The following is a 21,187-nucleotide window of genomic DNA, read 5'->3' on the forward strand; positions in this document are numbered from 1 at the left end:
ACGCTTTTCCCGCATTCATTACGCGTAAACAACATTACTTTTACTGCATGCTGGACATGTATTTCCCGTTTTTTCCGATGTGGGAGATGCTGTGCAACCTGGTCGAATTCGCGGTACATAGATGCCCGGATACGACAGGTAATCGGGTCTTATTGTATATAAGTCTGTAAAACGACAATTTATGGCAACGAGCAGTTTTGATGCCCTCGACGCATTTATCAAATACCTCCAAGGCGAGAAGCGTTATCCCGACAATACAATCATAGCTTATAGGTTTGATTTAGAGGAATTTGCGAAGCACTTGCGCGAAAAAGAGGAATTAGGCAACCCCCAGCTCAGTGAGATTGCCACATATATGGTGCGCAACTGGCTGGCCAGCCTGAAAGAGCGCGGCAAGTCTGCACGTTCTATCAATCGTAAGATATCCTCGCTCAAATCTTTCTTCAAATACCATCTCCGGATCGGCAGCATTGCGAAGACGCCCATGAGCGGTGTCATCAGTCCCAAAGTAGGTAAGCGACTGCCGCAGTTTGTGGCGCAGCCGGATATGCTCGTTTTGCTGGCCGAAACCGAATTTCCTGCTACCTTTAAAGGGCAAACAGATAAGCTGATCCTGTCTATTTTTTACCAAACCGGGATGCGCTTGTCGGAGCTGATCAACTTACAGGAGAGCCAGGTAAATGAGGCGTCAAACACACTCAAAGTCCTGGGAAAAGGAAATAAGGAAAGAATTATACCGGTACATGTGACGCTCATGGAGGCTATCCGGCAGTACAAGGACCAAAAGAGAGTGGTTTTAGAACGTCCGGACACCGGTGTGCTGCTGGTCAATAAAAAGGGGCAGCCTTTTAAACCCACAGAGGTATATCGCATAGTGAATGGATGGTTGAAGAAGGTCACTACGATCGATCAGAAAAGTCCCCATATACTTCGCCATACTTTTGCCACCCACCTCATGAACAACGGCGCAGACCTGAATGCCGTTAAGGAACTATTGGGGCATGCCAGTCTGGCGGCGACACAGGTCTACACACACAATACCATCGAGAAGTTGAAGGATATCTATAAGAAGGCCCATCCCAAAGCCTGAGTCACCGATTTATAGGAGTATCATGGAGCTACAAATTTGTTAAGAGTTCGATATAGGCGAACACTGTTGCTATAAGCTTGTTTGGGGATAGAAGAACCAAATTTATTCAATGAAAGCAATAACAAATTAATGGTGAAACACGTTATCAAATTGCTGCTTCAGGGTTGAAATTTAATTTGGATAGAAATTGATGCTTTATTAACTTCATAGAGATCAAAAAGCATTGGCCTATGTAGCAGTATTACCCCCAAAGATCTTTATTTATTGTTCACAGTTAAAATGCGATTGTATGAACGTCAACATTCAGACCGTGCGTTTTACTCCCGATGTAAAACTGGTAGATTATGTTAACAAAAAAGTGCAAAAACTCAACACATTTCATGACCGCATTATCAAGGTAGATATTTACCTGAAGTTGGATAATGTTGTTCATAATATCAAGGATAAAATCGCAGAGATACGAGTGCAGATCCCCCGATATCAGTTCTTTGTTAAAGCTTCCTCCAAGTCATTCGAAGAGTCTTTTGACAATGCACTGGAATCCCTGGTCAACCAGGTAAAAAGAAAAAAAGAAAAACAAGCAGCCTAAAAGAATTGAAGCTGCCCCAATTACGGGGCAGCTTTTTTTATTGGTACAAGTCCCATCTACTATCCGAGTACCTTCTTTGGATTTTACATGCCCTCTACGGCTATGCTTACGTTCTTTATAGCCTGCAAGCTAATTCCTCCCTTTGTTGCCAGAGCAAATTCCTCAACTGACCGGCGATCTCTAAATGGGTATTCATGTCGGTATAGAACCGGCTCATTGGCTTATTGATATTGCCGCCCCTCCATATGCGCTACAAGGAAGACTGACACGCTTCCCGGTAAAAGGCTTTTTCTATAGTCTGTCTGTGTTGCTGATGCTTTATGCAAGGCACGGTATGATGGCGTACTACTGGTAGTAAAGCCGGTTCTTTCTTAGCCGTCCCTGATGTTTTACGCTCGGGGTTGATGCAGTCCTCGTAACTGTCCTACATACAAAATGCTTTTATTCTCATAGTTGAGATAGGTAATATCAAGTGTGCTTGTAGGTTAGCGCTGCGTGGATCGGGCTCTTTTACCAATAATTCTAAGTACGCCGGGCGAAGTATAGTGGGCGTCTGGTGTAGCGTGCGGGGACAAAAGATATAGAGCACTTATAGAGTCCTTATAGAGCACATATAGAGATCGTACCCGAAGGTCATCCGTGGGGTATTCGTATCGTACCCGCGGAACATCGATACCCTGGTTGCCACCTGCGGTGATCAGCGTGTCGCCGTCCGCTTGCCACCGCATTGCCTGTGTTTTGTACCCGGATTGCCTACGGATTGCCTACGGATTGCCTGCGCGCTCAATGAGAACAGGCAGTACGTCTAAGGAGCGTAGGCAATCCGGAAACCTTCGCCGGGCAGTCAAAAGGACCTGAGATTAGGGAAGCAGGGGGCTCCGGTTTAGCAGTAGTTGGCATAGCGCATACTGGTGATGGAGCCTTTAGGGCTGACCCGACGCTGCAAAACGGAAGGAGTAGAAAATCTTGTAAATGCGGTCTGGCGTGGATCGGGGCGGAAGGATACCGATTGCAGCAAATTTTATTGCGGCAGATTTCCAATTAAAACTATTTTGGACGGAGAAAAACAATATCTTGCGGCCGAATTCAGGAGAGATCCTACGAATTCGACAGCTTCTTTTTCATACCGGGCAATCAATGATGCAAAGGATTGAAAATAAGCAAAAAAAAATCGAAACAAAGTTTTGCTATTTAACAAATTCGGTTACCTTTGCCTTCCCAAAAAAATAGCAGGGTATCAGTGAGAGATGGGAAAGTTCTTTAGGATGTTGACTGTCAGGTTGTTTCCATCAATCAACAATGTATACAGGCCACTTTAGCTCAGCTGGTAGAGCAACTGATTTGTAATCAGTAGGTCGTTGGTTCGATTCCGACAAGTGGCTCAACGCAGATCCTGGCGATCGGCTAACTCGGGAGTGAAAATGAACGAGCTCAAATAGTCAGGGTTTTCAATAGGGCAGATTCCAGAGCGGCCAAATGGGGCGGACTGTAAATCCGCTGTCTTTCGACTTCAGAGGTTCGAATCCTCTTCTGCCCACCAACCGCCGCCCGCCAAAGCAATATGTCTCGGCGGGCAATTTGGTTAGAAAGATCTTTAGATACCGTCGACAGATTTCATGACGGATGCAAGCGGGAGTAGCTCATTTGGTAGAGCGATAGCCTTCCAAGCTATAGGTGGCGAGTTCGAGCCTCGTCTCCCGCTCAGGCAGGAAAACGGTAAACAGGTTACCACAAATAGCCTCCTTGGCTATAGGTGGTCCCGACGAATGTCGGGAAGCCTCGTCTCCCGCTCAGGTAGTAAAGGGTTTTTATCCTGACTATCGAATGAAAGTCAACGCAGAAGGATAAGCAGTACAAACTGTTAATTCATGAAAGCCTGACTTCAATGACTGAGAAGCCGTTGTAGCTCAGGGGTAGAGCACTTCCTTGGTAGGGAAGAGGTCGTGAGTTCGATTCTCACTAACGGCTCAGTTCTTTAGAAATTGTAACACTGACAAGGTGCTGTTTATCACAGCGCCTGTTTGTGAGAGGAGTAGGATCCCGTAAGTAATTTGGGAAAGAAGTAGAAATGTGCGATGCAGCAGGTACCGTAAGTATCGGGAGTTGCAGACTACATAAAAAACAAAAATTGTAAAACCACACAACTAAAAACAGATAACGATGTCAAAAGAGACTTTTAAGAGGGATAAGCCTCACGTTAACGTTGGTACCATCGGTCACATTGACCACGGTAAAACTACACTTACTGCTGCTATCACCACTATCTTGTCTTCAAGAGGTATGGCGCAAGCGAAGAAATATGATGAAATTGATGCTGCTCCTGAAGAAAAAGAGCGTGGTATCACCATCAACACCGCTCACGTGGAGTACCAAACGGCTAATCGTCACTATGCACACGTTGACTGTCCTGGTCACGCTGACTATGTGAAGAACATGATTACCGGTGCTGCTCAGATGGACGGCGCTATCCTGGTTGTGGCGGCTACAGACGGTCCTATGCCCCAAACAAAAGAGCACATCCTGCTGGCTCGTCAGGTAGGTGTTCCCCGTATGGTGGTTTTCATGAATAAAGTTGACCTGGTTGATGATCCAGAGTTATTGGAACTGGTAGAAATGGAAATCCGTGAGCTGCTCAGCTTCTACGGTTTCGACGGTGACAATACACCTATCATCAAGGGTTCTGCAACTGGCGCTCTGGCTGGTGAAGACAAATGGGTTAAGCAAATCGACGAGCTGATGGAAGCTGTTGATACTTACATCCCCCTGCCTCCCCGTCCTGTTGATCAGCCGTTCCTGATGAGTGTGGAAGACGTGTTCTCTATCACTGGTCGTGGCACTGTTGCTACTGGTCGTATCGAGCGCGGTCGTATCAAGGTAGGTGAAGCTATCGAGATCGTAGGTCTGATGGACGCTCCCCTGTCTTCTACTGTAACAGGTGTGGAAATGTTCCGCAAACTGTTGGATGCTGGTGAAGCTGGTGACAACGCCGGTCTGCTGCTCCGCGGTATTGAAAAGACTCAGGTTCGTCGTGGTATGGTACTGGTTAAGCCCGGTTCTATCACTCCGCACACTGAATTCAAAGGCGAAGTTTACGTACTGAGCAAAGAAGAAGGTGGCCGTCACACTCCATTCTTCAACAAATACCGTCCTCAGTTCTATTTCCGTACAACAGACGTAACTGGTGAGTGCGAACTGCCAGCTGGTACTGAAATGGTGATGCCTGGTGATAACACTTCACTGACTGTAAAACTGATCCAACCCATCGCGATGGAGAAAGGTTTGAAGTTCGCTATCCGTGAAGGCGGTCGTACAGTAGGTGCTGGTCAGGTTACCGATATCATTAAATAAGCCAACACTTTTCCCCCTCAAAAGGGTTGAGTATGAAAGCTTAACTGTATATTTGTAAAGTACCTGGACCATTTGGTTCAGGTACTTTCTTCTAAAGCTGAAGTTCTTTGCATATCCCGTAAGCTTGTTCTAATCAATTGATTAGAGTGTTTCGGGGCAAATATTAACACACGGGCATGGTGCAACGGTAGCATACGGGTCTCCAAAACCTTTGATCTGGGTTCGAATCCTAGTGCCCGTGCTAATAAATTTGATAGAGCAGTATTTGAAACACCGGATAACCGAACTGGTCATCTACATTTCTTTCAAATCACCTAATCTTCAGGTTATCAATTGTTATTATGAACAAAGTAACAACCTACTTCCAGGAGTCTTACAGAGAGTTGCTGGAGAAAGTCACCTGGCCAACCTGGGCCCAGCTGCAGCAATCAACCATGATTGTGTTGGTAGCCACACTGCTCATCACTGCAATCGTTTGGGTGATGGACCTTGCTGCTCAGTCAGGCCTTAAATTTATCTATTCATTATTTAAGTAATGGAGAATCAAACTATTCAACAACAGGAAACTAAGTGGTATGTGCTCCGCGTGGTGAGTGGAAAAGAGCGCAAGGTAAAGGAGTACCTGGACAAGGAGATTTCCCGTGGCGGATGGGGAGAGGTTGTAAAGCAAGTGTTCCTTCCGGTAGAGAAAGTCTACAAAGTGCAGAACGGAAAGAAGGTAATGCGTGAAAGGAACTATTATCCTGGTTATGTAATGATCGAAGTTACCGAAGGCAAACTGTCCGACGATCTTCGTGAAGCAATAAAGAATACTACCAACGTTATACATTTCCTCGGAAAGGAAAATCCTATCGCCCTTCGTAAAGCAGAAGTGAACAAGATGCTGGGCAAAATGGATGAAATGGCAGAAGCGGGTGGTGTATCCATGATCGAGCCATTCATCGTTGGCGAAACCATCAAGATCATCGAAGGACCATTCAACGACTTCAACGGTATCATCGAAGAAGTAAACGACGAGAAGAAGAAACTGAAAGTAACAGTGAAGATCTTCGGTCGCTCAACACCAGTAGAATTGAACTACATGCAGGTTGAAAAACTTGCGTAAGCAATATCAATAGATTGAAAAAGCCGCAATCTTGTTTGCGGCTTTTTTGTGTCTGTACCTGAGCAAGGAAGCAACTTGCTCGCAAACTGAATACGGTCAGGCGCCAGCGGCCAACAGCAAGCCCTTGCAGGCTATGAACCCGGATACACTGCCGTCACTGCATAAACATAAAAAAGCCCGCCAACAACCGGTTGACGGGCTTAAATACTATTAGCAGGATATATCCTTAGCGATTATCGTCTTCATCGTCATCATCATCATCGTCGTCATCTGCGGGTTCTGCTGATGGCTCGTCATCCTCTTCTTCGATGTCCACATCGATATCGTCATCAGTATCGACATCAGTGTCTGTATCGGCATCATCATTGTCTGGAGTAGGCTCGTCATAAGCAGCTTCCGGCGTTACGACGATTTCGTCCACAATGATTTCTTCTTCAATGATAGCCGGGCTTGCCTTTTTAGGAGCTGGCTTGCTGGCTGTTTTCTTTTTAGGAGCAGCTTTCTTAGCGGCCTTTTTGGGGGCTACCTTCTTGGCTGCTTTTTTAGGAGCTGCTTTCTTAGCTGCTTTCTTTGCTGCCTTTTTTGGAGCCGCTTTTTTGGCTGCTTTTTTAGGAGCTACCTTTTTAGCTGCTTTTTTTGCCGCCTTCTTAGGGGCCGCTTTTTTAGCTGCTTTCTTCGCTGCTTTTTTAGGAGCGGCTTTCTTCTTGGTGACTTTCTTCAAGGCTTTTTTAGCTGCTTTTTTGGCGGCTTTTTTCGGAGCCGCTTTTTTAGCAGCTTTTTTGGGAGCAGCCTTCTTTTTAGGCGCTACCTTTTTAGCTGTTTTTTTCTTTGCTTTGGCCATAGTGTGATATATTTTTTTAGTTGTTCGTGAAAGACATTGCAGCAACTTGCAATTCAATGCAAAAGCTACGTAGAAAAATTCAAAAAATAAAAATTCATAAGAAGTTTGCCCCTTAATAACAAGCAAGTTACCTCCATTTTGTGCCTCTAACGGCAAAATAAGCCCGCATAGCAGTCAGCAAGGGTGTAATTTTGCCCCTTCTCCCGCAGAGGGAAAAAGATTTGTTTCTCCCCGTATTTTCCCTAACTTTGCGTCCCCAATTATAAGTTCTTTTAAGTCCCATGTACCATGGGATAGAGGAATTTGGGAGACTAAGTACTGGCAATCAGCCCGGAACGGTCGTTTGAACCAATAAATCATAGTAAAATGGCTAAAGAAATTACCGGCTTCGTAAAGCTACAGGCAAAAGGTGGTCAGGCCAACCCTGCACCTCCCATCGGTCCTGCTCTCGGTTCCAAAGGTATCAATATCATGGAGTTCTGTAAGCAGTTCAACGCCCGTACACAAGACAAAATCGGAAAAGTACTCCCGGTTTTAATCACTGTCTACTCCGACAAGTCCTTCGAATTTGTCATCAAAACTCCTCCCGCTGCAGTTCAGTTATTGGAAGCTGCCAAGCTGCAAAGTGGTTCTAAAGAACCCAATCGTAGCAAGGTTGGTAAAGTAAACTGGAGCCAGGTTGAGGCGATCGCCAAAGATAAAATGCCTGACCTGAATTGCTTCACCCTGGAAAGTGCTATGAAAATGGTGGCTGGTACAGCCCGTAGCATGGGAATTACAGTTGATGGTAATGCTCCCTGGGAAAATTAATTCATTACTGTCTTCGCAGTAATGCGGGGGCTTCCTTAAAACTGAATGACAATGGGTATCGTTAAAAAAAGAAAAGCGGTAGACGCTAAGATCGATAAAAACAAAGTGTATTCACTGAAAGAAGCATCTTCTATCGTAAAGGATGTGAATGCCACTAAATTTGACTCTTCTGTAGACCTTCACATCCGTCTGGGTGTTGACCCCAAGAAAGCCGACCAGGCTATCCGCGGTACAGTGATCCTGCCTCACGGTACAGGTAAAACTAAACGCGTGCTTGTACTCTGCAACCCCGACAAAGAAGCTGATGCGAAGAATGCAGGCGCTGATTATGTTGGTCTGGACGAATTCATCCAAAAGATTGAAGGCGGCTGGGTAGATGTAGACGTAATTGTAGCTACTCCTTCTGTAATGCCTAAGATTGGTAAACTGGGTAAGATCCTCGGTCCCCGTAACCTGATGCCCAACCCCAAAACAGGTACTGTTACCAACGACGTAGCAGCAGCTGTTAACGAGGTAAAAGGTGGTAAGATCGCGTTCAAAGTTGATAAAGCCGGTATCATTCACGCTTCGATCGGCCGTATCAGCTTCAGCCCCGAAAAGATCACAGAGAACAGCACTGAGCTGATCAATGCGATCATCAAGGCTAAGCCATCTTCTGCAAAAGGTACTTACCTGAAGAGCGTTTTCATGGCAACTACCATGAGCCCTTCAATCCCAGTAGATACCAAATCTTTAATCAACTAAATTGAATAACGCGTTCGTGGGCTGTGTACCTGAAAAGGGAAAGAGCTGACAACGAAAACATCTAAAAATTTGCGTTATGACAAAGCAAGAAAAAAATGAAGTGATTGGCGCATTGAAGGAAAAATTCTCTCAATACAACAACTTCTACATCACCAATACTGAATCTCTTACTGTTGCACAAGTAGGCAAACTCCGCCGCGTTTGTTTCAATAAGAACGTGGAAATGAAAGTTGCCAAGAACACCCTGATCAGAAAGGCACTCGAAAGCCTGGATGAAAAGCGTTATGCTGGTGTGTTCGATTCTCTGAATGGTGTTACAGCCATCCTGTTTAGCGAAAACGCTAAAGAACCTGCTCTGATCATTTCTGACTTCCGCGCAGCCGGTAAGGTTGGTAAGAAAGAAGAAACAAGGCCCGTTCTGAAGGCAGCCTTCATCGACGGTGACGTATTCGCTGGCGACGATCAACTGGCTACCCTGACTGCCCTGAAGAGCAAGAACGACCTCATTGGCGAGATCATCGGATTGCTCCAGTCTCCTGCCAAGAATGTTATCAGCGGCCTGAACGCTGGCAACAAACTCGCTGGCCTCGTGAAAGCCCTGGAAGACAGAGCTCAATAATTAAACTTGCAAGACTTGTGGCCTGATCCGCAAAGATCAGGTCGCTCGTTTCAAGATACACCCAAGTCTTCGGGTATGTGAAGACAAATTAAATTACCTCCGCCGGAGTGAGGGTTGTGATAAACAGCCCGATCCATGAAGGCGGTTTCAAAACGAAGTAAAATGGCAGATTTAAAATCATTTGCAGAACAACTGGTTAACCTGACAGTTAAAGAAGTTAACGAACTCGCTAAGATCCTGAAAGAAGAGTATGGTATCGAGCCTGCTGCTGCTGCTGTAGTTGCTGGTCCTGGTGCTGGTGCTGCTGCTCCTGCAGTAGAAGAAAAAACTGCTTTCAACGTTATCCTGAAAAACGGTGGCGCTAACAAACTGAACGTAGTTAAGATCGTTAAGGATCTGACTGGTCTCGGTCTGAAAGAAGCTAAGGATCTGGTAGACGGCGCTCCTAAGGCCGTTAAAGAAGGTATCAGCAAAGCTGATGCTGACGCTCTGGCTGCTAAGCTGAAAGAAGCTGGTGCTGAAGTTGAAATCAACTAATCAGGTTTCCTGCTAGATAATTACCCCGGTCATCGACCGGGGTTTTTTGTTTTATACCGCCAGCATCGCAGGCGGCAACCTGGGGCAGGTCTCATCGTTATAGTGACCGCTATTTCCTCCCTTTCTCAATAGAATGGGTAACTGCCCCTTTACCTGCCAACCTCAAAATGGAACGGTTTCGTAAACTTATTTTGCAAAATCGGTTTAGTTGCTTAATATTGAAATGCCCTCCCGATCCTCTATGTACGTGCAACATAAAAGACACTTTATCAGTGCCTTAGCGACTTATTGTGATTCCCCGACTCTAACCAAGTGCAACTATAACAGTACTGGCTAACCCCGGCTATAAAGCTGATGATGAACTACTAACGATTGAGCAGCATGGCTTTCCCTCGACTGTTGACAGCCTCGTACTGAACAGGCTTGTTCACCAAATTTACACTGCATATGAAAAAGGTTCATTCCGGCTTCATGCAGGGAGGGATGATGCTTCTCCTCCTGCTTCTCTCTTCTACCTTCACATTTTCTCAGGTCAAATCGATTTCAGGTAAAGTCACAGACGCAAAAGACAACAGCGCACTGCAAGGTGTATCCGTCCAGGCCAAAGGAGGGTCGGCTGTGACCCAAACGGATGGCAACGGGTTATTCCGCCTCGAAGTACCGCAAAGCACCACCGTACTTGTTTTCACCTTCGTAGGGTATGATCGGCAGGAAGTGCCGATTGGGGCCTCCAATGTAGTCAACGCCTCCTTATCTGCCACCAACCAGGCAATGCAGGATGTGGTAGTGATCGGTTACGGTACGCAACGGAAAACGGATCTTACGGGCGCCGTCGGTTCCGTTAAGGCATCCCAATTGGCCGAGCGGCCTGCTGTATCGCTCAACCAGGCGCTGGCCGGTAGGATACCCGGGGTGCAGGTCAATACCAACTCGGGACGGCCCGGTGGGCAAAGCAACGTACGTATTCGTGGCTTCAGTTCGATCAACACGTCCAACAACCCGCTGTATGTAATCGATGGGGTGATCATTCCCGTAGGAACACAAACGCAGAACAGTAGCGCGATCGACTACATCAATCCCAATGATGTGGCGTCTGTGGAAGTACTGAAAGACGCATCCGCCACAGCCATCTATGGAGCTCGTGGTGCCAATGGCGTCATCCTGGTCAGTACCAAACGGGGTAGCACGTCAGGAGGCAGAATTACTTACGACATGGAGTTGAGCGTTCCCACCATAGGGCCACATAGGGTGGAAATGCTGGATGCCAAAGAGTACGTAGCCGTAGAAGATTTGGCGTACGATAATATTAAGGTATACGATCCCCAAGGTTGGGCAGCGGGCAACTACGCTTCCACACAAGATCCACGTGTGAAACGCAAGAACATACCTTCTTTATTTGATGCCAACGGCAATCCCTTGTACAACACGGATTGGCTGAAGGAGTCTACCCAGAACAAGCTTTCACAAAATCACCAGGTATCGTTTTCCAATGGTAATAGCGATAACAACTATGGCGTATTTCTCGGATACCGTGATGACAATGGACTGTTGTTGAACTCTTACCTCAAGCGTTATTCGGGCAGGTTTGTATTCGATAGTAAGATCAAAAGCTGGCTTAAGGTAGGCGGAACACTCAGCTACAATAACCAGAAGGAAAATATCGTAGACCAGGGAACGGGTGGCTTGAACTCCGTTCGGATGATCACCGAGTCATTCCCTTTCCTGCCTGTTAAATATCCTAATGGTAAATGGGCTGATAATGCAGACTATCCGGATGCGGAAGGAGGATCCAATCCGGTACACATCATGAACGAGCGAAAATTCAATATGGTGACCCAAACAACGTTGGGTAATGTATACGCCAATCTTTACCTGGCAAAAGGACTGGAGTTGAAGACCGTGCTGGGTGCCTATGTGGGAACCAGAAATATAACTGAATACAACGGACGAACCTTGTCCAACATCTCCCTCGATCAACGGGGAACTGCCAACGTTTCCAATGGCCGTGAATCGTATTGGTCATCGGAAACCTACCTTACTTACAATAAAAAGGTGCGGCAGAATGATGAGTTTACCGGCCTGTTGGGTATAGGCTGGCAGGAGACGAATATCTATAACTTCGGGGTAGGAGCGGAGAACTTTTCAACCGACTACTTCGAAACCAATTTTCTGGGTGCAGCCAGCAAACCGTTGCCCGGAAGTTCTGGCAGATCGAGGTTTGCTTTCAACTCCTATTTCGGGCGGTTTAACTACGTGATGAACGACAAATATCTCTTTACGGTAACAGGTCGTATCGATGGCTCATCGAAATTCGGCGACAACCATAAATATGCCTTCTTTCCCTCTGCAGCCGTTGCCTGGAGAGCTTCTTCGGAAGAATTCCTGCGCAATAGCAATGTAGTATCCAACCTGAAGTTTAGGGCAAGTATAGGAGCTACCGGCAACTCGGAGGTTCCATCCTATTCTTCATTGCCCTTGCTGGCTTCGGATTATGCAGCCATCATCAACAATACCCGGACGGCTGGTGTTGGGCTTGGCCGTTTGGGCAACCCCGACCTGAAATGGGAGAAAACGGCGCAATATGATTTCGGTGCTGAATTGGGTTTGTGGGGCAACCGGGTTATGATCGAAGCAGATATCTACTACCGCAAAACAACAGATATGTTGTTGAATGCGCCCGTACCACGTACCACCGGATATCCTTCCATCTACCGGAATATTGGCAGTATGGAAAACAAGGGACTCGAATTGTCATTGGGAACAGTCAATATCAGCAATGCCAACTTCAGCTGGACCAGCGCTCTCAACTGGTCAATGAACAAAAACAAGGTACTTGCGCTGGCAACGCCTGCTGACATCTTTGGCGTCGGTAATCCCAACTTCACCAACCAGACGGGCATCATCAGGGTAGGGGAGCCAGTAGGTTCTTTCTGGGGTCTTACCCGGTTGGGTACCTGGGCGACCAAAGACGCCGGCGAAGCAGCCAAGTTCAACAGCTATCGGGGCGGCAAGCCCATCTTGCCAGGAGATATCAGGTACCTCGATGTCAACGGCGACTACGCGATCAATGATGCAGACAGAAGTATTATAGGAAATGGCAATCCGGATGGGTGGGGTAGTTTCTTCAATACATTCAAATACAAGAACCTTGAATTGACAGTGGAGCTGCAGTATGTGTACGGGAACGATGTATTGAATATGACGAAGCACTCAGGGGAGGACCGTCAGGCCCTGGCCAATAGTTTCAGGTCGGTATTGAATGCCTGGACACCAACCAACGAAAGCACCGATATCGCAGCCATCAGGAATAGCAAGGCTGGTTACGTGACCAATGTTGATACACACTGGATGGAAGACGGATCTTTTTTACGGGGCAGGAACTTGTTGCTAGCCTATACATTTGACCAGTCATTGCTCAAAAGGTGGTACCTCAACAAATTGAGGGTCTACGCTTCCGTCCAGAACTTCTTCCTGGCGACCAAGTTCAGCGGCAATGATCCGGAAGTAACCACGTATGGGCAACCATTTGCGCAGGGACAAACGTTCTTCGATTATCCTAAGCCAACCACTTATACAGTGGGCATCAATGTTGGCCTGTAATATTCCTCATCCAAAAGATTGTCAATATGAAATACTCAATAAAGCAATACGGTTTTATATTATTCATGGCACTGCTGATGCTTGCGGGGCAGTCCTGCAACAAATTCCTGGAAGAAAGCAATGACCCTTCCAATCTGAGTCCCGATAACTATTACACCTTACCGGAGCATGCAGATGCGGCGGTAGCTGCTGCCTATGCCCGGACACGATTTATCGGTGAGGGTGCAGGCATTTTCGTGCAGAATTTTTCTATGCTGGAAGTAGTGACAGGCACGTCTAGGACGGAAACGGCGCAGAACTCGGATCTGAATAACCTGGTTGGCATGGTTTACAATGGTGACAACCTGCTGATCAGTAACTGGTGGAATGGGCTGTACAATGTGATCGCACAAACGAATCTGGTTCTTGAAAAAGTGCCTCCGATCGATATGGAGGAAGCCAGAAAGAAAAAAGTATTGGGCGAGGCACGTTTTCTGCGGGCCTGGGCTTATTTCTATGTGGTACGGCTATGGGGCGATGTGCCATTGTTGGTGAAACCCATCTACAGCTCGGCCGACAGCAGTTTTTCTCCCAAGCGAACCAGCATACAGGCAGTATACGACCTGATTGTAGCTGACCTCATCAGTGCCGAAGGTGCAGGACTGCCCTGGACCGATGCCAGCGGAAAGGCTTCACTGGGAGCAGTTAAAGCACTATTGGCTGAGGTATACCTGAATATGGCGGGGCAGCCATTGAATAAGGGCGCTGCTTACTATACACTGGCAGCCAATAAGGCCAAAGAGGTGATCACCAACGGCTCGTTTAGTCTGTTTGCCAGTTATGCCGACCTGCACTCGTTGGCGCAGGAAAACAAAGGTGAACATATGTTTCAGATCCAGTACCTGGCATCGGTTGCCGGAAACCCGATGCAGGCGGTGTTGCTTCCCAATTTCAAGGGCATTTCAGCCTATGGTACCGAAGTTGGCAGCACAGTACCCACTCCCGCCTTTTATGCTTCTTATGAAGCCGGAGATGCACGTACGGTGGACAGGCAGGGGATGTATTACACCTCCTATTACACGGAAGGCAACGGTGTGTTGAAGAACCTTGGAGCGCCGTATATCTTCAAGCACTTCGATGTGGTGGCCAATGGAACCTTTGGCGTGGCCGGCACTACGCAAAGTGATCTGAACTGGCCGCAGATCCGCTATGCTCAGGTTTTACTGACCTATGCCGAGGCGCAGAATGAATCGGCCGCTGCCCCCAATACAGATGCCTGGAATGCATTGAAGGCGATCCGCGACAGGGCTAAATTAGTAACGCCTGCCTTGGGGACTTTTAACACGGCTAGTTTTCGCCAGGCCGTTTGGAGAGAGCGCTGGCATGAACTCTGTTATGAGGGCATTACCTGGTTCGATATGGTTCGTTTGCGGAAAGCCTATAAGGAAAGCACGAATTCGTTTGAAGATTTCACAGGTCACGTGTTTGCTGACAACAATGCCAAACTGCAGGATAAGCATTTATTATTTCCTATTCCGACGGCTGAGATCAGAAATAATCCCAATCTTCGGCCGCAAAATCCAGGCTATCCAGAATAACGTGTCATAAATACATAAATGAAATTATTAGGGCCGGCCAGAAATCCCAGGATTTCTGGCCGGTTTTAAATTGGTTGGAAAGGACTAGATTAGCAGTTTATAACCATCGCTGACTTTTATGAAAAGAGTTTCACTGAAAGATATTGCCAAAATGGTCGGGGCCTCGCCATCGACGGTATCGTTTATCCTGAATGGGAAGGCCAGTCAGATGCGGATCAGCGATGAGTTGAAGAATAAAGTGTTGGCAACCGCCAAGAAAATGGGATATCAGCCCAATCAGGTGGCGGTCAGTTTGCGTACTGGTCAGACAAAGATCCTTGGTTTGCTGGTGGAAGATATTTCTAATAGTTTTTTTGCCTCACTGGCCAAGACGATAGAGCTTGAGGCGGAGGAGTTTGGTTATAAGGTGGTTTACTCCAGTACAGAGAACAATAGTAAGCGGGGAGTGGAGTTATTGCGCATGCTTACCCAGCGGCAGGTAGATGGATACCTGATTACGCCAACGGTCGGGATGGAGGAGGATATTGAAATGATCGTTCGACATAAAAAGCCGCTGGTATTGATGGACCGTTATTTTCCGGGCATCGATACAGCTTTTGTGCAGGTGGATAACGCGGGCGCTGTTAAGAAGGGAATGGAACACCTGGTCAACAAAGGGTATAAAAAGATAGCCTTCATAACGATCGATTCCGGTATGATCCAGATGAAGCAACGGGAGGAGGCGTACACAGAAGCAATCAGCCGTAGCGCGGAGCAAAAGAAAAAACTGGTCCTGAAGGTAAATTTTGCCGGGGGCCGGGAATTGGCGATTGATCAGATTACGGAATTTTTGAAGAAGAATAATCCAGATGCGGTATTCTTTGCGACCAACTACCTTGGCATTTTGGGGTTGGAAAGTATTCGGGCTATTGGCCTGTCGATACCCACTGATCTGGCAGTGGTTTGTTTTGATGACAATGATATTTTTCGATTACATCTTCCGGGCATAACTGTACTACAGCAGCCGGTGGAGGCGATAGCCCGCACCGCTATTCATATCTTGATGCAGCAACTTGGTAACAATAAGATAGCTCTCAAAAAAAATCAGGTACAGCTTGCAGCGAACTTTATCTCCAGGGAGTCTACGTAAAAGCTGGTTTTGTTAACAATCTGTTTTATTTCTTTTGCAAAATCGGTTTAGTTGCGTAATATTGGCCCGTATTTTTACGTTTTCGAATCCTTATCCGCTCCGTTACTCAGAAAGAGACCTTAGTTCTATTTTTTTTTACTGTATAGCTAAAACGTTTTAGGATAGTTAGTTATGATAAATCTTTTTCATTCGCTTCCACGTATTTAATGAAGAAGATCTGTCGGCGATTTGTTTTGATGCAATCGCTAAAACGGTTTAGTGAATCGATTGATGACCATTTTCCTGTCGGCTATCGGGTTTATTTAGTCGGGAGGTATTGAAAATAATTCGTAAGAATAACTTTTTAATTAAACAATAAACCCACACAAAACACTTGCGTATGGAAAAGCGACGTTCCAACCTCGTGGGGAGGGGCATGCTTTGTCTACTGACACTGCTATGCCTGTCCTTCACAGCCTTCTCTCAAACGAGAACTGTTACTGGTAGAGTAACCGGTTCGACTGACAATCTCCCACTTCCCGGAGTTACCATTACGGTAAAAGGGACCTCGGTTTCTAAACAATCAGCTGATGATGGTACCTTCTCCATCGATGTTCCTGCGAATGCAACTGCTCTGACCTTTTCTGCAGTGGGTTATGAGTCGCAGGATGTAGTTCTCGGTTCAAGCACGACTATTAACATTGATCTCGCAGTTTCCAACAAATCGCTGGAAAGTGTAGTAGTGGTAGGTTATGGAACCTTGAAGAGAAAAGAAATCACTTCAGCCGTAGCTTCTGTTCGCCCAGATGATTTTCGTCAAAGTGGCGCTCGTAACGCGCTGGACGTTGCTCAAGGTAAGGTAGCAGGTCTGCAAATTACAAGAACCGGTGGTACCAATCCCAACTCTGGTGTAAACATCCAGATCAGGGGTATCAACTCTTTGTCTGCTGGTACTTCCCCACTGATCGTTATTGACGGTATTCCCGGTGGTAACCTGGATCTGTTGCAACAAGATGATATCGAATCGATCGATGTGTTGAAGGATGGTTCTGCAGCCGCTATTTACGGTACCCGCGGTAATGGTGGTGTAATTCTGATCAATACTAAAAAAGGTAAAGCTGGTGTTACCCGCTATGATTACAATGGCTATGCCCGTAAAGAGTTTGTAGCCAGAAAGCCAGAATTCTATTCGGCGGCGGAGCTTCGTGAGCTGATTGCATCCGGTAAACTTGCCGCTGCCCGCGATAATCCAGCCTGGGGAGGTGTAACCACCAATATGTTCGATGAGGTGTTGAATGATAATAATATCACACAATATCATAACCTCGCCATCTCAGGTGGAACACGTAATTCAAGCTACCGCGCCAGCATGTTCTACCAGGACTTGCAGGGTATTGCGCTGGAAAATGGTCGTAAGAACTATGGTGGCCGTTTGAATATCAATCACAGAGGTTTTAACGATAAGTTGACCACTATGATCAACGTAGCTACTAACTTCAATAAAGCAAATTTATTGGGTGGTGGTAACTGGGAAACTATCCTGACAAGGCTCCCAACGCAACCGATCTATAATCCTGATGGGACCTTTTACGAGGATCCTGCAACAACTTCTTCCGCTAACCAGGTTAGTATCCTTAACCAGGAGATGTCTAAGAGGGATCAGCAAACCAGCTCATTGGACGTGAAGTTTACCTTGGACCTATTCAAGGGCTTTAAGGCTTCCATGTTCGGTGCACTGCAAAGAGATATGTATGTTGACAATGCCTATAAAGACATTGCCTCCAGAAGCTCTCAGGTTGGAAATACCAATGGTGTACAGCCCAACGGAACAGGCTATGCCTATAAGGGATCGGTCAATAACAATAACTATGCTTTCGAGCCTACTATTGAGTATTCAACCGTAATCAAGGATAATCACAGCATCAATGCAATAGCTGGTTATAGCTACCGCTATGAAGTAAATGAAAGTTCTGGGTTTGCTAACTCGGGTTATGTAAACGACCTCTATGAGAACAACAACATGGGTGCTGGTGTATATCAGCTTGCTCAACGTTCTTATATGGCTAGCAACAAAAACGATAACACCCTGATCGCATTCTTTGGAAGGGTTAACTACTCTTTCAACGATAAGTATTATGCTCAGGCAATCTTCAGACGTGAAGGTTCTTCTCGCTTTGGTACCAACAACAAGTGGGCAAACTTCCCGGCTCTCTCTGCGGGCTGGAATCTCTCCAAGGAAAACTTCATGGAGTCTGTTTCGTTTGTCGACAACCTGAAACTCAGAGTTGGTTATGGCGCAACCGGAAATACCGGCTTTAGCAACTATGCTTCTCTGGTAACGCTGAGTGGCGGTGGTTTCTACCTGTACCCAGATGGCGTATGGAGACAAACTTATGGCCCAAGCAGAAACCCCAATCCGAACTTACGTTGGGAGAAGAAAAAAGAGATAAATATCGGTCTTGACTTCGGTTTGTTCAAGAACAGACTGACAGGTTCTATCGAAGTTTATCAACGTAGAACCGAGGACCTCCTCGAAACGTACGACAGCCAGCTCCCCGCCTTCATCACAACTAGTGTTTACGCAAACGTAGGTACTATTGAGAATAAAGGTATCGAGCTTACATTGAGCGGTGATGTTGTTCGTTCCAAGAATTTCACCTGGTCTATGGACATTGCTGCCAGCACACAGCGCAATAGAATGGTTAGCTTCTCGAACGACATCTACAAAGGAAACTTCAAAGAGTATGGTGGCATCGGTGGTTATGGAGCCCTGGGTAATGCTATACGGACTGTAGAAGGAGGCCCTCTGGGTTCTTTCTATGGAAAACGTTTTGCAGGATTCGATGCTACCGGTCAATGGTTGTTCTACAAGAGAGACGGTAAAACTACTGTGACTTTTGATAAGATCAATACTTCCAACGATCCCAATACTACAGATTTGGCAGTACTTGGAAACGGTATCCCCAAATTCTATACTTCCTGGACTAACCAATTGCGCTACAAAGGTTTTGACCTGCGTTTGTTCTTTAGAGGTAAATTCGATTACCAGATCCTGAACCTGATGGATATGGCTTATGCTAATCGTACTACCCCTACAAACTTGCTGAAGAACACTTTTGGCAAACATGCTCAATTAAACAACGCCACTGGTAACGTAACTTATCAGTACTCTGATTATTACCTGGAGAATGGTAGCTACCTGAAGCTCGATGAAGTAACTATTGCTTACAACTTCAAGCTGAAGACAAGTTACGTTAAGAACCTGCGTGTTTATTTCTCGGGATCCAACATCGCTACTATCACCAGCTACACTGGTAACGATCCCGATTTCGTAAATGATACCGGTTTAGGTGCTGGTCTCGATGGCCGCGGTCCTTATCCGAGCACAAGATCATTCCTTGTTGGTGTTAACCTCGGATTCTAACAGAGACGAATTAATGAGTATATCAGCCATCCGAGAAGTGTCTCAATGAGTGATATCAAAAAAAAACAATTAGAATGAAACAGGTAAAAAGTATAATAAAATTCTCCTTACTGGCATTGCCGCTGGTAGGTCTTAATTCTTGTACCAAGCTCGATGAGAATGTGTACAGTGAATATATCACCGATAACTACTATAACAATAAGAATGAGGTTCTCTCAGCCGTTTTGAGGCCATACACACACGCCAATGCCTGGATAACTCCTGGTCAAAATGGCTGGTGGCGTTTGAGTGAGCTTTCTGCTGATCAACTGGCCTGGCCCGTAAAGGGAAGGCACGGCCAGGATGGTGGTCAGTGGATTCGCGATCACTACCATACCTGGACAAATGACGGCGAAGAGATTTGGGGACCCTGGCGTTTGATGTGGTGGGGACTTGGACTTTGTTCCGATCCTATCGATAACCTCGAAAAGCGTTCTATAGAGAGCATGAAGATCACGCAAGTTGAGAAGGATGCGTACATAGGTGAGTTGAAGCTGCTGCGTGCATTTCATTACATGCGTTTGATGGATCTTTATGGTAACATTCCCATTGTGAAGCAGGTGGGTGAAAATAGCCCTGCGACACAAAAGCGTGCTGATGTATTTGCTTTCGTCGAAAAGGAGATCAAGGATAACATCAATAACGTACCTAACCTTTCCACTACCATGCTCGGTCGTGCTTCTAAAGCTGCGGGTTATGGAATGTTGGTAGAGCTCTACCTCAATGCTGAAAAGTGGTCTGGAACTGCCCGTTGGGATGATTGCATCGCAGCTTGCGACGCTTTGATCAACAATACAGCTGGTGGTCAAAATGGTGCTATGGCACTGGATCCGAATATCACTGATACGTACAAACCAACCAATAATCTGTCAAAGGAGTTTATCTTCTCCATTGCCTATGATTTCGTAAATGGTAATGGTTGGAAGCCACAATGGACGAGTGATTTTTATCACTTTAACCAACGCTTCATCTATGATGGCACGCATAATGGAAACGATGGTGTTGTAATGATCCCAGGTGTTTATACCAAATTCAAGGACAATGACCTGCGCAAGAAGGAATGGATACTGGCCGGCCCTCAATGGTACCTGACCGATCCTACTAAACCAGTGTTGGGTTCTGAAGAATATGCCAACAAGCAACTCACTTTTGTGGATAGCATTCAGCGTGTTAGCGAAAACAAGACGCAATCTGACATGACACAAGGTGAAGAAAACAGCGGTCTTCGCTTTAACAAATACAAACCTGGCCGTCAAGCTGATGCTACTTACATGAGCACAGATTGGGCTATTTACAGGCTCACCTGGGTTTATTTTGCCAAAGCAGAAGCGTTGATGCGGAAGAATGGGGGAAATGCTACGCAAGCGGCCGTTGATCTGATCAACGAATGTAAAAAGCGTGCTTTCTCAACCGCAGACTGGGCGACTGAAGCGTATACGCCTTCTACTTTGACCTTGGATGAACTGCTGGCTGAAAGAGGCAGAGAGTTTATTTTCGAAGGGTTCCGTCGGCAGGATCTGATCCGTTTCGGTAAATTTACTTCGGCTTCCTGGTGGGATCATACCCCAACCAACGACAAGAACAAAGAGCTGTTCCCCATTCCCAACAGACAACGGGTGCTAAACCCGAACCTCGGGCAAAATGATGGATACTAAAAGCTTACTACGAGCCTGATCCGTACCTGTGGTTAAGGTTCCGTACCGGTTTTTGATACCCGGGCCCTAAAAAGGCCCGGGTATTCTTTTTAACAGGCCGC

At 46.3% G+C, this 21,187-nt stretch carries 16 protein-coding genes and 5 tRNA genes; 19 read left to right on the forward strand and 2 right to left on the reverse strand.

What is annotated here, in order from left to right; all coding sequences use genetic code 11:
- Positions 1-181: 181 nt before the first annotated feature.
- Together P2W70_RS08155 and P2W70_RS08160 are read left to right on the forward strand one after the other, a co-directional pair.
- A complete protein-coding gene (locus P2W70_RS08155; RefSeq protein ID WP_276480949.1) occupies positions 182-1,090 on the forward strand; it encodes a tyrosine-type recombinase/integrase in 909 nt (302 codons plus the stop codon).
- A 289-nt stretch (positions 1,091-1,379) separates the two neighbouring features.
- A complete protein-coding gene (locus P2W70_RS08160) occupies positions 1,380-1,679 on the forward strand; it encodes an HPF/RaiA family ribosome-associated protein (protein ID WP_276480950.1) in 300 nt (99 codons plus the stop codon).
- 485 nt (positions 1,680-2,164) lie between these two features.
- On the opposite strand, the gene P2W70_RS08165 is transcribed toward P2W70_RS08160, so the two are convergent.
- Positions 2,165-2,407, reverse strand: coding sequence for a hypothetical protein (locus P2W70_RS08165; RefSeq protein WP_276480951.1), 243 nt, complete (start codon positions 2,405-2,407; stop codon positions 2,165-2,167).
- Between the two features lie 581 nt (positions 2,408-2,988).
- Here P2W70_RS08165 and P2W70_RS08170 point away from each other — a divergent pair.
- The 8 genes from P2W70_RS08170 (at position 2,989) to nusG (ending at position 6,132) form a co-directional block, all read left to right on the forward strand.
- A tRNA-Thr gene (locus P2W70_RS08170) sits at positions 2,989-3,061 on the forward strand.
- A gap of 72 nt (positions 3,062-3,133) precedes the next feature.
- Positions 3,134-3,219 (forward strand) — tRNA-Tyr (locus tag P2W70_RS08175).
- A gap of 89 nt (positions 3,220-3,308) precedes the next feature.
- A tRNA-Gly gene (locus P2W70_RS08180) sits at positions 3,309-3,381 on the forward strand.
- 194 nt (positions 3,382-3,575) lie between these two features.
- Positions 3,576-3,647, forward strand: a tRNA-Thr gene (locus P2W70_RS08185).
- A gap of 192 nt (positions 3,648-3,839) precedes the next feature.
- Positions 3,840-5,027, forward strand: coding sequence for an elongation factor Tu (gene tuf / locus P2W70_RS08190; protein ID WP_276480952.1), 1,188 nt, complete (start codon positions 3,840-3,842; stop codon positions 5,025-5,027).
- 170 nt (positions 5,028-5,197) lie between these two features.
- A tRNA-Trp gene (locus P2W70_RS08195) sits at positions 5,198-5,268 on the forward strand.
- 100 nt (positions 5,269-5,368) lie between these two features.
- Positions 5,369-5,563, forward strand: a complete 195-nt coding sequence (gene secE, locus P2W70_RS08200) for a preprotein translocase subunit SecE (RefSeq protein ID WP_276480953.1) — start codon at positions 5,369-5,371, stop codon at positions 5,561-5,563.
- Positions 5,563-6,132 (forward strand): transcription termination/antitermination protein NusG, encoded by a 570-nt coding sequence (gene nusG, locus P2W70_RS08205; protein ID WP_276480954.1) that lies wholly within the window; start codon positions 5,563-5,565, stop codon positions 6,130-6,132. The genes secE and nusG overlap by 1 nt, the downstream gene beginning before the upstream one ends.
- Before the next feature lie 226 nt (positions 6,133-6,358).
- Here the strand turns inward: nusG and P2W70_RS08210 are convergent, their stop codons facing one another.
- Positions 6,359-7,099 (reverse strand): hypothetical protein, encoded by a 741-nt coding sequence (locus P2W70_RS08210; protein ID WP_276480955.1) that lies wholly within the window; start codon positions 7,097-7,099, stop codon positions 6,359-6,361.
- A gap of 240 nt (positions 7,100-7,339) precedes the next feature.
- Between P2W70_RS08210 and rplK the strand changes: the two genes are divergently transcribed.
- From rplK to P2W70_RS08255, 9 genes are all read left to right on the forward strand, one after another.
- Positions 7,340-7,783, forward strand: coding sequence for a 50S ribosomal protein L11 (gene rplK, locus P2W70_RS08215; RefSeq protein ID WP_276480956.1), 444 nt, complete (start codon positions 7,340-7,342; stop codon positions 7,781-7,783).
- Positions 7,784-7,834: 51 nt separating this feature from the next.
- Positions 7,835-8,527, forward strand: coding sequence for a 50S ribosomal protein L1 (rplA, locus tag P2W70_RS08220; protein WP_276480957.1), 693 nt, complete (start codon positions 7,835-7,837; stop codon positions 8,525-8,527).
- Positions 8,528-8,603: 76 nt separating this feature from the next.
- Positions 8,604-9,146 (forward strand): 50S ribosomal protein L10, encoded by a 543-nt coding sequence (rplJ, locus tag P2W70_RS08225; protein ID WP_276480958.1) that lies wholly within the window; start codon positions 8,604-8,606, stop codon positions 9,144-9,146.
- Between the two features lie 135 nt (positions 9,147-9,281).
- Positions 9,282-9,683, forward strand: a complete 402-nt coding sequence (gene rplL, locus P2W70_RS08230; protein WP_476704110.1) for a 50S ribosomal protein L7/L12 — start codon at positions 9,282-9,284, stop codon at positions 9,681-9,683.
- 447 nt (positions 9,684-10,130) lie between these two features.
- Positions 10,131-13,283: a SusC/RagA family TonB-linked outer membrane protein gene (locus P2W70_RS08235; protein ID WP_276480959.1), complete on the forward strand. Its 3,153-nt coding sequence runs from the start codon at positions 10,131-10,133 to the stop codon at positions 13,281-13,283.
- A gap of 26 nt (positions 13,284-13,309) precedes the next feature.
- Positions 13,310-14,860 carry a RagB/SusD family nutrient uptake outer membrane protein gene (locus P2W70_RS08240; RefSeq protein ID WP_276480960.1) on the forward strand — a complete coding sequence of 517 codons (1,551 nt, stop codon included), beginning with the start codon at positions 13,310-13,312 and terminating at the stop codon, positions 14,858-14,860.
- A gap of 118 nt (positions 14,861-14,978) precedes the next feature.
- A complete protein-coding gene (locus P2W70_RS08245; protein WP_276480961.1) occupies positions 14,979-15,989 on the forward strand; it encodes a LacI family DNA-binding transcriptional regulator in 1,011 nt (336 codons plus the stop codon).
- A 379-nt stretch (positions 15,990-16,368) separates the two neighbouring features.
- Positions 16,369-19,392 carry a SusC/RagA family TonB-linked outer membrane protein gene (locus P2W70_RS08250; RefSeq protein WP_276480962.1) on the forward strand — a complete coding sequence of 1,008 codons (3,024 nt, stop codon included), beginning with the start codon at positions 16,369-16,371 and terminating at the stop codon, positions 19,390-19,392.
- Positions 19,393-19,466: 74 nt separating this feature from the next.
- On the forward strand, positions 19,467-21,086 hold the full coding sequence (locus P2W70_RS08255; RefSeq protein WP_276480963.1) for a RagB/SusD family nutrient uptake outer membrane protein: 1,620 nt from the start codon (positions 19,467-19,469) through the stop codon (positions 21,084-21,086).
- Positions 21,087-21,187: the final 101 nt, after the last annotated feature.

The sequence above is a fragment of the Paraflavitalea pollutisoli genome (genome assembly GCF_029360705.1).
GTDB lineage: Bacteria > Bacteroidota > Bacteroidia > Chitinophagales > Chitinophagaceae > Paraflavitalea > Paraflavitalea pollutisoli.

What these genes read in the sequence shown, in the direction of transcription:
- P2W70_RS08155 (WP_276480949.1), top strand. Translation starts at nt 182, where the DNA reads ATGGCAACGAGCAGTTTTGATGCCCTCGACGCATTTATCAAATACCTC.
- P2W70_RS08160 (WP_276480950.1), top strand. Translation starts at nt 1,380, where the DNA reads ATGAACGTCAACATTCAGACCGTGCGTTTTACTCCCGATGTAAAACTG.
- P2W70_RS08165 (WP_276480951.1), bottom strand. Translation starts at nt 2,407, where the DNA reads ATGCGGTGGCAAGCGGACGGCGACACGCTGATCACCGCAGGTGGCAAC.
- tuf (WP_276480952.1), top strand. Translation starts at nt 3,840, where the DNA reads ATGTCAAAAGAGACTTTTAAGAGGGATAAGCCTCACGTTAACGTTGGT.
- secE (WP_276480953.1), top strand. Translation starts at nt 5,369, where the DNA reads ATGAACAAAGTAACAACCTACTTCCAGGAGTCTTACAGAGAGTTGCTG.
- nusG (WP_276480954.1), top strand. Translation starts at nt 5,563, where the DNA reads ATGGAGAATCAAACTATTCAACAACAGGAAACTAAGTGGTATGTGCTC.
- rplK (WP_276480956.1), top strand. Translation starts at nt 7,340, where the DNA reads ATGGCTAAAGAAATTACCGGCTTCGTAAAGCTACAGGCAAAAGGTGGT.
- rplA (WP_276480957.1), top strand. Translation starts at nt 7,835, where the DNA reads ATGGGTATCGTTAAAAAAAGAAAAGCGGTAGACGCTAAGATCGATAAA.
- rplJ (WP_276480958.1), top strand. Translation starts at nt 8,604, where the DNA reads ATGACAAAGCAAGAAAAAAATGAAGTGATTGGCGCATTGAAGGAAAAA.
- rplL (WP_476704110.1), top strand. Translation starts at nt 9,282, where the DNA reads ATGAAGGCGGTTTCAAAACGAAGTAAAATGGCAGATTTAAAATCATTT.
- P2W70_RS08235 (WP_276480959.1), top strand. Translation starts at nt 10,131, where the DNA reads ATGAAAAAGGTTCATTCCGGCTTCATGCAGGGAGGGATGATGCTTCTC.
- P2W70_RS08240 (WP_276480960.1), top strand. Translation starts at nt 13,310, where the DNA reads ATGAAATACTCAATAAAGCAATACGGTTTTATATTATTCATGGCACTG.
- P2W70_RS08245 (WP_276480961.1), top strand. Translation starts at nt 14,979, where the DNA reads ATGAAAAGAGTTTCACTGAAAGATATTGCCAAAATGGTCGGGGCCTCG.
- P2W70_RS08250 (WP_276480962.1), top strand. Translation starts at nt 16,369, where the DNA reads ATGGAAAAGCGACGTTCCAACCTCGTGGGGAGGGGCATGCTTTGTCTA.
- P2W70_RS08255 (WP_276480963.1), top strand. Translation starts at nt 19,467, where the DNA reads ATGAAACAGGTAAAAAGTATAATAAAATTCTCCTTACTGGCATTGCCG.